At 41.7% G+C, this 13,165-nt stretch carries 7 protein-coding genes; 6 read left to right on the top strand and 1 reads right to left on the bottom strand.

Features of this window, described 5'->3' with window-relative positions:
* Positions 1-57: 57 nt before the first annotated feature.
* The 5 genes from pgi (at position 58) to QUE03_RS17325 (ending at position 8,676) form a co-directional block, all read left to right on the top strand.
* Positions 58-1,704, top strand: a complete 1,647-nt coding sequence (pgi, locus tag QUE03_RS17345; RefSeq protein WP_286263215.1) for a glucose-6-phosphate isomerase — start codon at positions 58-60, stop codon at positions 1,702-1,704.
* Between the two features lie 344 nt (positions 1,705-2,048).
* On the top strand, positions 2,049-4,640 hold the full coding sequence (locus tag QUE03_RS17340; protein ID WP_286263214.1) for a TonB-dependent receptor: 2,592 nt from the start codon (positions 2,049-2,051) through the stop codon (positions 4,638-4,640).
* A gap of 211 nt (positions 4,641-4,851) precedes the next feature.
* Positions 4,852-5,556, top strand: coding sequence for a SapC family protein (locus QUE03_RS17335; protein WP_286263213.1), 705 nt, complete (start codon positions 4,852-4,854; stop codon positions 5,554-5,556).
* 10 nt (positions 5,557-5,566) lie between these two features.
* Positions 5,567-7,120 carry a tryptophan halogenase family protein gene (locus QUE03_RS17330; protein ID WP_286263212.1) on the top strand — a complete coding sequence of 518 codons (1,554 nt, stop codon included), beginning with the start codon at positions 5,567-5,569 and terminating at the stop codon, positions 7,118-7,120.
* Positions 7,120-8,676 (top strand): tryptophan halogenase family protein, encoded by a 1,557-nt coding sequence (locus QUE03_RS17325; RefSeq protein WP_286263211.1) that lies wholly within the window; start codon positions 7,120-7,122, stop codon positions 8,674-8,676. The genes QUE03_RS17330 and QUE03_RS17325 overlap by 1 nt, the downstream gene beginning before the upstream one ends.
* On the opposite strand, the gene QUE03_RS17320 is transcribed toward QUE03_RS17325, so the two are convergent.
* A complete protein-coding gene (locus QUE03_RS17320) occupies positions 8,673-10,214 on the bottom strand; it encodes a tetratricopeptide repeat-containing sulfotransferase family protein (RefSeq protein ID WP_286263210.1) in 1,542 nt (513 codons plus the stop codon). The genes QUE03_RS17325 and QUE03_RS17320 overlap by 4 nt on opposite strands.
* Positions 10,215-10,387: 173 nt before the next feature.
* Between QUE03_RS17320 and QUE03_RS17315 the strand changes: the two genes are divergently transcribed.
* Positions 10,388-13,099 (top strand): beta-N-acetylhexosaminidase, encoded by a 2,712-nt coding sequence (locus QUE03_RS17315; RefSeq protein ID WP_286263209.1) that lies wholly within the window; start codon positions 10,388-10,390, stop codon positions 13,097-13,099.
* Positions 13,100-13,165 lie beyond the last annotated feature (66 nt).

The following is a 13,165-nucleotide window of genomic DNA, read 5'->3' as shown; positions in this document are numbered from 1 at the left end:
TCATTTGCGGTTAATGTGTCATCAAATTCGTTATTAATCTCGTTCTAGGAAAGTATAATGGCTTCAAGAAATACGCTAGCAAGTTGGCAAAAACTCAATGAATTGGCGCAACGTATGAAACATACGCATATGAATGACTTATTTTCTCATGACAATAATCGTTTTGATAAGTTCTCACTTGAACTGCCGTCACTACTGCTTGATTACTCAAAAAACATTATCGATCAAGAAACGTTAGATACCCTCATCTTGCTTGCAAAAGAGACGGGGGTCTCAACTTGGCGAGAAAAAATGTTCTCAGGCGAAAGAATTAATAAAACGGAAAACAGAGCTGTTCTGCATACCGCGTTGCGTAGCAGCAATAATGACAATCTAATTGTTGATGGTGAAAATGTTGGTGAGTGTGTTAAGGCGCAATTAGCAAAAATAAAAGCCTTTTCAGACACGGTGCGCTCTGGAAAATGGCTTGGTTATTCAGGGAAAAGAATTACTGACGTGGTTAATATCGGTGTGGGTGGCAGTAACTTAGGTCCTCAAATGGTGACTGAAGCACTAAAACACTACAGCGACAATAGTGTGAATGTGCACTATGTATCAAATGTTGATGGGGCCCAAATTGTAGAAATCTTAAGACCTTTAGATCCTCAAAAAGTATTGTTTATTGTTTCCAGTAAAACGTTTACCACCACAGAAACCATGATCAATGCCAAAACGGCAATGAATTGGTTAACTGCCGCATCATTTGATCAAAATGCTATTGGCAAACATTTTGTGGCGGTGACGGCAAACAAAGAAAATGCGATGTCATTAGGTATTAAACAAAGTAACATTTTTGATATGTGGGATTGGGTTGGGGGCCGCTTCTCATTGTGGTCTGCAATTGGCCTCCCGATTGCGTTAGATTTAGGTTACCAGCAGTTCGAATTATTGCTCCAAGGAGCAGAAGAGCTCGATAAACATTTTGTCGAGTCACCATTTGAACAAAATATGCCGGTGATTTTGGCCTTGCTCAGTGTATGGAATACCACTTTTTTAGGCGCTAAGTCTCAAGCCATACTGCCTTATGATCAAACATTGCACATGCTCTCGGCTTACTTGCAACAGGCAGAAATGGAAAGTAACGGAAAATCGGTTACTTGGGATGGTGAAGAAATAAGCTATACCACGGTACCTTCTATTTGGGGCGAGTTAGGGATTAATGGCCAACATGCATTTTATCAGTACCTTCATCAAAGCAATAACGTGGTCCCCGCTGACTTTATTGGCTCTATCGCCAGTGTTACGCCGGTTAAAGGCCACCATGAAACGTTAATGGCCAATTTTTTTGCTCAAACACAAGCCTTGATGACTGGGGTCAATGAACAACAAGTACGTGCCGACTTGAAAGCGAAAGGACGCACCGATGCCTATATCAATATGGTTGCGCCACATAAAGTTCATAAAGGCAATAGACCAACGAATACCTTGTTGCTTAAACAAATAGACGCCAAATCTTTGGGTACCTTAATTGCACTCTATGAGCAAAAAATATTTGTTCAAGGGATTATTCTTGGAATTTGCTCATTTGATCAATGGGGGGTTGAGTTGGGTAAAGGACTAGCCGCAACCATACAGCAGCAGTTAGAAAATGAACATCAAGAAAGAAATCATGATAGCTCAACAGAGCAGTTAATCCGTTATTATCATAGCAATAAGCTAAATTAATCGAAAACGAGATCAAGCTTAGCCACTATTAAAAAGCCGCTTTTTGCGGCTTTTTGTATAATTCCCTACGTCTATTGGCCCAAATTTTCAACAAACTCATTCCTGATTGATAATAAATTGTCATCCATTTCACAACGATAGTACAACTTTTTATTCAATAAAATTAGATAGTTAAAATATATGGAATAAAAAATGTGAACAAAGAGTAGCCAGATTGTTATTTTCTGTGTATGGTTATTATCAGTTAAATGACAACGCTGTCATAAAAGAAAAAGACAACGCTGTCATTTGGCGCAAGCTAACATAATGAAAATATTAAATAAAACGTGTGTAAGGGAAAGTCGATGTCAACTTTAACATTTAAAAAAGGCGCTTTAGCAACAAGCATTGCATTTGCGCTTGCTGGCGTGCCAGCTTCAGTAGCTTTTGCTGCTGACGATAATGCAGCGTCAAACCAAGACGATAAAATGGAAGTCATTGAAGTACGCGGGATTCGCGGAAGCTTGAAAGCCAACCTCAATGCAAAGCGCTTTTCAGATTCTATTGTCGATGTTATTAACTCAGAAGACATTGGTAAGTTCCCAGACAAAAACGTGGCTGAATCACTTCAACGTGTGCCAGGCATCACTATTCAACGTCAATTTGGTGAAGGTTCATCTGTATCAATTCGTGGTGCAGGTCAAAACTTAACGAAAACAACACTAAACGGTCAAAACGTTGCATCTACTGGTTGGTTCGTTCTAGAGCCTGCAAAACGTAGTTTTAATTACGAGCTACTACCATCTGAGTTAGTCGGTGGTCTTGAGGTTTATAAGTCTTCTCAAGCTGATATTTCTGAAGGTGGTATTGGTGGTACTGTTGTGGTTAATACACGTACCCCCCTAGAGCTTGATGCAAACACAGCGTATGTGTCGATTGAAGGTCAATACTCAGATGATTCAGAAGAAACAGATCCACAATTTTCTGGCATGTACAGTTGGAAAAACGAAGAAGAAAACTTCGGTATCTTAGTGTCTGCTGTTGCTCAAGAGCGTCATTTACAACGCCAAGGTAATGAAGCATTTTGGCAATGGGGTGCTGGCCCTGTAGGTTTTGAACAAAACCGTAAACGTAATGCCTTTACTGTAGCGCTTGAGTGGGCACCGACAGAAAACTTATCTTTTGTATTGAATGCAATGGATATGGAAATGGAAGCTGATAACACTAATTTCGCGTTATGGCTAACCCAAGCAGATACCACATGGGGTGGTGGTGTAACAGAAGAATTTATTGGTGGTGGCGCAGATGGTCCTGGTACGCCAGTGAAAGGTCCATTAAATGTAGCTTACTACCAAGCCCGTCCTCGTGAAGCGACAATGAACTCAGATCTTATCGATTTAAAAACAACGTACGAAGGTGAAAACTACACCCTAGAAGTACAGTTTGGTACGACAGAGTCTGATGGCGGTACTGATTTCGAAATGGTGGTTGATGACGGTACCGGTGGTACGCCAATCCCAGGTGGTACTTATGACTTTACTGGTAGCTCTCAAAAATGGGACACCAATGGTTTTGATATCGAAACTTACGATCCCGGCTCTTTAGCAATGGGAACAGGCGCTAACTTCAATGCCACACCTAAAACTGATGAAGAAACTTACTTTCAAGCGGATATCGAGTTCCAAGTGGAAGATTGGGGTATTATTAACTCAGTTAAGACAGGTTTCCGTTACGCGGATCATGAAACAACGAGTCGTAAGTTCGACTTCAACCAACCGGATGGCTTTAACAACGTTATTTCAACGGATGGCTTAGGTAAGGGCTCTTATGATGTTGGTCTAGACGACTTGCAAATCATGAAGTTTGATGTCGGTGCTTTGAAGGATTGGGCTAAGAATAGCATTACGGGTAAAACAGAAGACTTAGGCGCTTACTCAGAAATTCAAGAAGACAACACGGCTGCATACGTTATGGCTAGCTTTAGTAGTGATAACTACCGTGGTAACTTTGGTGTTCGCTACATCCAGACGGATGCTGAGTCTATCTACTATGTTGACGGCGTTAAGTCATCTACAAAGGCGGACTACAGTGAAGTGTTACCAAGTGTTAACTTTGCCTACAACCTTCAAGAAGACTTGATTTTACGTCTTAGTGCTGCACGTACGATTGCGCGTCCGCAGTACAATGATATGTATGTAAATCCAAGCCCATTAGGTGTTAACGATGACACGCCAAACAACCAAATTTGGGTGGCGGGTAATGTAGGCTTAGAGCCGTATACAGCTGACCAATTTGATATAGGACTGGAATGGTATTTCAACCAAGATTCACTCATTTCAGGTGCTTTCTTTGCTAAAAATGTTGATAACTTCGTTAAAGTGATTGAAACGACGGGTGTTCCTGCGTCTGAAGTGCCGATGCCGCTGCCTGCTGATGAAGCTGCTTTTGGCTGGACGACTCAAACCACTGAAAACGCCGAAGACGCTGATATCTTTGGCTTCGAACTCCAATACCAACAAGACTTTGGTAATGGTTTTGGTACTATGGTCAACTACACGTACACAGACACTGATACTGACGATTTGACCTTTAGCGATCAAAACCCATTCTTAACCGATGCCTCTGATCATACGTATAACGTGACCGGTTATTACGAAAACGATGATATGTACGTTCGTCTATCATATAACTGGCGTTCAGAGTACATGTTACGTGAAACAGGTGCTTACGGTAATCGCTTACACGACGACTTCGGTTCTTTGGATTTGAGCGCTGTTTATAACGTCAATGAAAATGTTACGTTGAAGCTTGACGTGGTGAATCTAACTGGCGAAGAGTCTAAGCAATTTGGTAACAACCAACAATACAGCCACTACACTGGTTTTGCTGATGGTTTCCCTGTATACCAATACGCAGTTGCGACAAGAATCAACGCTGGTGTCAGCCTTAAATTTTAAACCAACTTAGCGTTAATTAAACAAGGGGGAGTTTTACTCCCCCTTGTTATTTTTTACGTTCTTCTTAGATGTTAATTTGTTCGTTTTTTACACTGGCGCTAAACTAATCATTAAATTATTTGGTGATTGCTTACCACAAGCAATAATATTTGTTATAACGCTATTACAACTATCCAGTTAGAAATAAAACAATAATTATTAAGGAACTCCAATGAGCGCTCCAGCTAGACCACTTAACTTTATCGACCATGGTCAAATCAAAATCAAACCGACTCGACATTTTCCTCATGTTCAAGGCCAGCAAATTGTTCCATTGATCATTCACGAATTTTCAAGTGCCGCAGCAGAAATGCCGGTCGTTTTTGTTAAAAATGCAGAAACAGGTTCATTCCAGCCAGTGGCTATTATGGGCTTTGAAGAAGGTGAAAATTTATTCTACGGTGAGCCAAAATGGCGCGGTCATTATGTACCAGCAGCTATCATGCATCATCCATTTGCATTAATGCCATCAAAAGAAGATGCTAACAATTTACAAGTTATCTTAATCGAAACTGATACCGTAATGGCAGAAACAGACGGTGAAGCTTTATTTAAAGAAGACGGCACTGAAACAGAGTACATGGCTAAACGTAAAAATGCACTTGGTACTTATTATGAAAACATGCACATAACTACGGCATTTGTCGATTTTCTTAAAGAAAAAGAATTATTGGTTGAGCAAACGCTTAACATCGATATTAATGAACAGAAACGTCAACTCAGTGGCTTATATTTAGTTGATGAGAAAAAGCTAAATGCATTGTCTGATGAAGATTTTGGTGAAGTACGTAGACGAGGCTATTTACCTTCGATTTACGCCCATATGCTATCTGTACATCAGTTAAACAGATTAGCGACACTTAAAACCCAAAAATAAAGAGTTATCTATGAACGAATCAGCCGTCACTTCTATTACTATTGTTGGCGGCGGTTCATCCGGCTGGATGAGCGCGCTATACCTTAATCAGCTTTATAATCATCAAAAGCCGACAGTAAAGATAACCGTTATTGAAAGTAAAGATATCGGTATCATTGGTGTAGGCGAAGCAACCGTTCATAGCATCAGGCTTTTCTTCGCCGCCATGGGACTTGATGAAGCCGAATTATTAAAAGAAACCAATGCAACGTTGAAAACGGGCATTATGTTTAACAATTGGATGAAGCCCGTTGATGGTAAAATGCATCAATATTTTCATCCTTTTGAACACGTACAATTAGGCCCAGGTCTTGATCTAGCAAGTCGATGGCTACTCAGCGGCCGAGAGCAAATAGAGCGTTTTGATCAAGGCGCTTCACTTTCATCTTATCTGATCCAAAAAGGGCATTGCCCCAAAATGGAAAATGCACGCCCTTATGAAGGCGCGGTGCCTTACGGGTATCATCTCGACGCTACATTAATGTCGCGCTATTTACGCAACAAAGCGGTCGAAGCAGGCGTTATTCATATTGAAGGTACCGTCTCAGAAGTCGTCACTGATGGCGAAAATATTGACAAAATAATCACTGAGCACGGTGAGCACTGCGCCGATATCTATATTGACAGTACTGGCTTTAAAGGCTTGTTAATTAATCAGTTAAAAGAAGACAACTGGACTTCATTTGAAGAGGCATTGCCCTGCAACAAAGCCGTTGCCATGCAAATTGCCTACAATAACGAGCAAGTACCTAATCCTTATACAACCGCCACTGCTTTGACTAATGGTTGGGCATGGCAAATAGATCTGGTTAATCGTCGTGGTACCGGTTATGTCTACGATGGAAACCGATTAACCAAAGAACAAGCTGAGGCCGAGTTAATTGCGCATAACGGTCAAAATGCGAAAATCTTAAAAACCGTTCACTTGGACATGAAAGTCGGCTGTAGGCCTGAATTTTGGATTGGCAATTGCATTGCCATTGGCTTGTCCGGCGGGTTTATCGAGCCGCTTGAGTCGACTGGATTACACATCATTAATATTGGCGCACGCCTGCTAGCCACACACCTTTCGTCCAAAGAGGTCGCGCAGGATGTCAGAGACTCTTATAACCGACTAATGAATGGCGCGTATCAAGATTTAAAACAATTTATTGTGCTTCACTATTGTTTAACGGATCGCGACGACACTGAGTTTTGGCAACAAGCGCAAAAAAGCGTTGAACACTGCCCTGAGCTGAAACGCAATTTGGCCGTATGGCAGCACAAAGTGTGTGAATACTTTGATTTGGCTGGCGGCTATTCGACAACATTTACGGATGAAAATTATCGCTTCATCCTTTACGGTATGCAGCATTACCCCAAATTAAACATGAACATATGCCATCAGCAAAGTGACATGGTGTTTGAAAAACTTGCTAGAAAGGGGGTACACACCGTCAATCAAACTTTAAGCCATAAAGATTTTTTACAGAGTTTGCATGATATGTCGCTCGCTGAAATCGCAAAAATGTGGGCGGAGCAATAATGATGGCTGCACAACCTATCAAACAAGTGGTGATCGTTGGTGGCGGCACGGCAGGTTGGCTAGCTGCTAATCATCTGGCCAAAAATCTTTCTGCAAAGCACGCTGACGGAGTACAAATTACGCTAGTTGAGTCTCCTAATATTCCTACTATAGGAGTTGGTGAAGGTACAGTGCCATTAATGCGTCAATCATTACAGGCGCTTGGTATCAGTGAAACCGACTTTATTCAGCAGTGTGACGCAACGTTTAAACAAGGCATTAAGTTTGTTGATTGGGTCAATAATCCAGTGGTAGGTAAGCCAGACTATTATCATCACTTATTTGATTACCCTAATGTCAATGAGCTGGATTTAACCCCATATTGGTTGATGGAAAATCATGGATTATCTTTTGCTGACTCTGTTGCCATACAAGGTAAGGTGTGTGATTTAGGTTTAGCTCCCAAGCTTATCACTACCCCTGAATTTCAGGGCGCGTCGGCCTATGCCTATCATTTAGACGCAGGAAAGTTTTCTGCGTTATTGACTAAAAACGCGACCGAAAAGTTAGGCGTTAAGCATGTCTTAGCTGAAGTTAAGGAAGTTGTACTCAGTGACAACGGCGACATCAAGTCTGTGATCACCGACACACAAGGTGAAATAGCGGGCGATTTATTCATTGATTGTACGGGCTTTTCAGCGCTGTTAATTGGTCAGACAATGGGCGTTAACTTCATTGATAAAAGTGATGTGCTTTTTGCTGATCATGCTGTCGTTATGCAAGTACCGTATGAGCAAGAAAATACTCCCATCCCCTCATATACTATATCGACTGCTCAGCAAGCTGGCTGGATATGGGATATTGGTTTACAACGGCGCCGTGGGATAGGTCATGTATACTCTTCGTCGCATACCTCCCACCAAGCAGCGGAGCAGACTCTTAGGGATTATGTTGGTCAGCAAGGCGATAACATCAACACGCGCGTGATCTCGATGAACATCGGTTACCGAGAAAAATTCTGGCACAAAAACTGTGTTGCGCTTGGTTTATCCCAAGGCTTTGTTGAACCGCTGGAGGCAACTGGTTTATTGGTTTTTGATGCGACTGCAAAAATGCTCGCAGAGCAATTTCCTGCATCCATGGATGATATGCCAATGATTGCAAAACTCTTTAATCAACGGGTGTCATATAGTTGGGAAAAGGTGATTGATTTTATCAAGCTTCATTATTGTATTTCAAAGCGTGATGACAGCGAGTTTTGGCTAGATAATCGAGCGCTCAATTCTATTCCTGAATCGCTACAAGAGCGCTTAGCGCGATGGAAGTATCAACCGCCTAGCCAGTATGATTTTTTCAGCGGCTTTGAAATTTTCAATTTAGAAAACTATCTGTATGTACTCTATGGTATGGAGTTTCAAACCGACGTTGCCGCAATCTCTCATCGATATCGTCAACCAATTCAGGCGAGTGAGATGATCAAGCAGATGCAAAATCATGCTAAGCAGGCGTCAACTCGACTGCCAAAACACCGAGAGCTTATCGAGAAAATACAGCAATTTGGTTTACAGAAAATCTAATACGCTATCCCTGCATTCTTGATCTTGTCGATATAGGGCTGTAATTGAGCTTGATATGGTCGCCAAGCTCCATTGTTGGACGTTGACAGTGGTTGTCTTATTTGAACATTACTGATGGTGTGGACAATGCGCTTATTTTGGTGAAAATCAAGGCAGTCTTGTTGCCACTCTATGCCGATAAACTTAAGTAGCTGATCGGTAAGTTGTGTTTGGTTTGCTAACAATTTTTCATAATCAAACACATGAATATGCTCAGGGCATACCGTCAACCAATGCATCATCACCCGATGATGCGCGATGATCATGTCGCAAAGCTCGTCAAGGTTATAACAATAGGGGTTGCCGTCACCAAGCAATTGCTTAAAGCAGCCAAAAAGTACATCAATAGGATTTCGTCGACAGTAAATAATTTTGGCACTTGGCAACGCTAACCGAATGATACCAATGGCTTTATAGTTTAGTGGCATTTTATCAGTTAGCCATACCGCTTTTTCATCTGCATTGAGTATCGGCTGAGTCAAATGTTGGTACTTCTTGCCTATCTTCTGCCACTGTCCACCTTCAAGTGATGTTGACCAAGTAGGGAAGTTAGCTGTAATGGAATGTTCATGTAGCACATCTGCGCTGGCTTGCGCTAGTGCGAATAATTCGTCACCTGCACAAATTTTAGAATGCGCTGACAGTATTTGCTCTGTTAATGTGGTACCCGAACGCGGTAGCCCGCAGATAAATATTGATGGTGAGGTGGACGGGCACGTTTTATTCCTGTGCGAGTGCGCAATTAGATCTTGAGAAAAATACTTAGGGATTAAATGGTGTTCTTTTAGCTCATGCTCGATGGAGTAGGCTGATTGCTGTTTTAGCTGTTGATGTTTTAACTTGTTTGCTATTTCAAGGTAGTGCCATGCAGATTCAAAATCTTCTTGTTGCTCAAAATATTGATATAAACAAAATGCGGCATGTATTGCCGAATGATTGGGTGAAGACAGCTGCGTATGTAGCCTATCAACGAGTGTATCCACTTCTACTGCGCGCAGTTTTTTATCAATGTTATATCGCCAATACAAAGCTTCAGCCATTGTTTGTTCATGCAATGCGCATTGATTGAATAGAGATAAGGCCTTACTAAAGTCGCCGCGTTCTTTGTACTGAATAGCCAGTTGTAGTAGCCAGTGAATTTGTTCGGGCATTAATACCGTCGCCTTTTCCAAGGACGCCAAACTCTGCATTGGTTTTCGCGCGTGACGTTGCGCTGCGGCTAGAGCGAAATGGCTGACGCCATCATTTGGAAAATAGCTGATTGCCTGTAATGCTGATGACTCTAACAGCACATATTGGGTATGTTTGTTGAGCAGTGCAAATAGTAAGTGATACAGCGGCAATATCGCAGGCTGTTGATCTAATATAGCGTTAGCCAAATCGATAGCGGCCTGAGGATATCTTCGAGATTTTTGGCGAGTCAGCTGTATAGCTTGACTCAGTTCAATTGTTTTCCTTTCTCCATCAATGTTCACTTCAACTTGCATTGTTTTATCCATTATCGAGCGTTTTATCATCAATAAGAAAAATTAAGTGTGATAGTACTTTAACCATCACATAAAGAATATTGCTATCAATTATTTGCCATAAAACAAAAATTAACTTTTGACAGCGCTGTCATAACTGGTATGGTAATGTAAATTTTTGACAACAATAATTCAAGAGTGATTACATGCGTTTCTTTGCAGCGGGTCTTTTTTTAATCGTAAATACGGCTTTAATTGGCTGCCAACCAGCCGAAGAACATGAAGTAGCAACAGATAAAAATCCTGCCACAGCCTTGGCTAACGGCGAACATGCTAATCAATCTAATTTAAACGTCAAACTAGCCACACAACAAGATATTGATTTACTTGCTAATGCATTGGATGTTACCTACCGCTTGATCACTAACATCCCAGATGAAAAATGTGATAAAACCAAAGCTGATGGTGCGTGCTTTACAGTGGAGCTGAGTTTTACCGCCACAGAAGAGGTTATTGTGGACGATTGGTTTGTTTACTTTAGCCAAATCTCGCCTATTCAATCGAGCGAAAGTGATTGGTTTAATGTAAAGCATATTAATGGTGACTTACATCTGATCAGTCTAAAAGAAGGTTTCAATGGCTTTAAACAAGGTGAAACTAAGCATTTAACCTTTAGAGCAAACTATTGGTCACTATCTGAAACTGATGCGCTGCCAAATTACATTGTTGCCAGTGAGTCTACAGAAGCAAGAGTTATCGAAAGCACAAAAGCAAAAATAGATGTAGAAACGGGTCTTGAAATTCTCCCTTATGTTGCGCCATATACGGATGTCGCTAAACATTTCAAACGAAAGGCAACCGACAACACTCAATGGTTAACTCCCGAAGCCTTATTTGAACGGAATCTTGCTGTGCAAGCACCACAAGCAGATGCAGTAAACCAAATTATTCCAACCCCAAAGAGTATTACTTTTAACCCGGCAAGGGCTCGGCTAGATCTCGCCACAGGTATCAATATTACATCTGAAAACATAAAGCTTGAGCGTGTTAGTGTCGCAATTTCACGGCTTGAAAAACTCGGGATTTCTAGGAGTACACAAGGACGTGAACTCAACCTTAAAGTGAACAAAGATGACACTAAAAAAATGGGTAGCTATCAACTGAATGTGCTTAAAGATAAAATCACTATAACCGGTGTTGATGATAATGGCGTGTTTAACGGGCTGCAGTCACTAGCAAGTCTGATTTCTATTGGGCAAACCTCTGTTCCGTTAGTGACTATCAAAGATGAGCCGCATTATGAATTTCGAGGTATGTTGGTTGATGTTGCTCGAAATTTTCGTAGTAAAGAATTTATGCTCAGATTGCTGGATCAAATGGCAGCCTACAAGTTAAATAAACTCCATCTACATTTAGGCGATGATGAAGGGTGGAGATTAGAAATCCCTTCGTTGCCTGAACTAACAGAGCTGAGCAGCAAACGCTGTTTCGATCCCAGCGAAACTACTTGTTTGATGCCACAATTAGGCGCCGGTGTTGATCATGAAAGTCGTGTTAATGGCTATTTCAGCGTCGCGGAATATCAAGAGCTGCTCAAAGCTGCCAGTGCCAGGTTTATTCAGGTCATACCGTCGTTGGACATGCCAGGACATTCGCGTGCAGCCGTAAAAGCGATGAACGCTCGCTACGAAAAATACATGGCAAAAGAGCAAGAAGACAAGGCGGTAGAATTTTTGCTGCATGACATGCAAGATAAGACTGAGTATTCCTCTGTTCAATACTACAACGACAATACTATTAATGTTTGTATGGAATCGTCGTATGCGTTTGTTAAACAAGTGATGCTTGATGTAAAAGCGATTCATGAACAAGCAGGTCAACCATTAACCCGTTATCATATTGGCGCTGATGAAACAGCAGGGGCGTGGGTAAATTCACCAAAATGTCAGGAGTTTCTCGCCAAACACAACGCTGAAATTAGTAGTGCAAAAGAGCTAGGGGCGTACTTTGTCGAACGTACTGCGAATATTTTAGCTGAACTTGATATTGAAGCAGCGGCCTGGATAGATGGTTTAGAACATACCAATGTGAAAAACATGCCGGCTGTTATCCAAGCCAATGCATGGCACCCGTTGGCGTCTGGTGGCCATAAATCTAGCCATAAAATCGCAAATTATAACTGGCAAGTGGTGGTATCAAGTCCAGATGTAACCTATTTTGACTTTCCTTACGAGGCGGATCCTAAAGAGCACGGTTACTATTGGGCGGCTCGTCGCAGCAACACAGAGAAACTCTTTCAATTTATGCCTGATAATTTACCGGTCCATGCCGAATTTTGGTTAGACCGTGAAGATAACCCATATGTTGCTGATGATCGATTAACGAAGGACGATGAGGGAAAAATAACTTCTTCACCGCTACAACCGGGTGTAAGATTCTATGGTGTGCAGGGACAGTTATGGAGCGAAAATACCCGTACTGATGCCACAGCAGAGCACAAAATTTTTCCAAGATTATTTTCATTGGCTGAGCGCGGCTGGCATCAGGCTAATTGGGCCGTACCTTATAAATACCAAGGGTTTGAATATAGCCAACAAAGTAACACGTTTACAGATACGCTAAAGGCCACTCGGGATAATGCTTGGCAATTGTTTGCCCATACCATAGGTACAAAAGAGTTGGCAAAACTTGAACTCGATAATGTTCAATACCGCTTGCCAACAGTCGGTGCTAAAATCATTTCTGGGAAGCTTAATGCAAACATAGCCTTTCCTGGACTCCCTATCGAGTACAAAACTCAAGGCGCTCAATGGCAGAGTTACCGCCAGCCGGTTGATGTTAGTGGAGAGGTACTAGTGAGGAGCCGCAGTCTAGATGGCAAGCGGGCAGGTCGACCGACTCGTGTTTCTGCTCAATAATCAACAAACCATCAACAAATAAACATAGATATAACAAAACGATAAGTAATATCATACAAAACATTT

It is taken from the genome of Thalassotalea atypica, from assembly GCF_030295975.1.
Taxonomy (GTDB): Bacteria; Pseudomonadota; Gammaproteobacteria; order Enterobacterales; family Alteromonadaceae; genus Thalassotalea_F; species Thalassotalea_F atypica.
Note: the sequence above shows the minus strand (reverse complement) of the source record. Positions and strands in the feature narration are given on the sequence as shown.

Bases quoted from the DNA above. Each gene is read 5' to 3' on its own strand.
- pgi (WP_286263215.1), top strand. From the start codon at position 58: ATGGCTTCAAGAAATACGCTAGCAAGTTGGCAAAAACTCAATGAATTG.
- QUE03_RS17340 (WP_286263214.1), top strand. From the start codon at position 2,049: ATGTCAACTTTAACATTTAAAAAAGGCGCTTTAGCAACAAGCATTGCA.
- QUE03_RS17335 (WP_286263213.1), top strand. From the start codon at position 4,852: ATGAGCGCTCCAGCTAGACCACTTAACTTTATCGACCATGGTCAAATC.
- QUE03_RS17330 (WP_286263212.1), top strand. From the start codon at position 5,567: ATGAACGAATCAGCCGTCACTTCTATTACTATTGTTGGCGGCGGTTCA.
- QUE03_RS17325 (WP_286263211.1), top strand. From the start codon at position 7,120: ATGATGGCTGCACAACCTATCAAACAAGTGGTGATCGTTGGTGGCGGC.
- QUE03_RS17320 (WP_286263210.1), bottom strand. From the start codon at position 10,214: ATGGATAAAACAATGCAAGTTGAAGTGAACATTGATGGAGAAAGGAAA.
- QUE03_RS17315 (WP_286263209.1), top strand. From the start codon at position 10,388: ATGCGTTTCTTTGCAGCGGGTCTTTTTTTAATCGTAAATACGGCTTTA.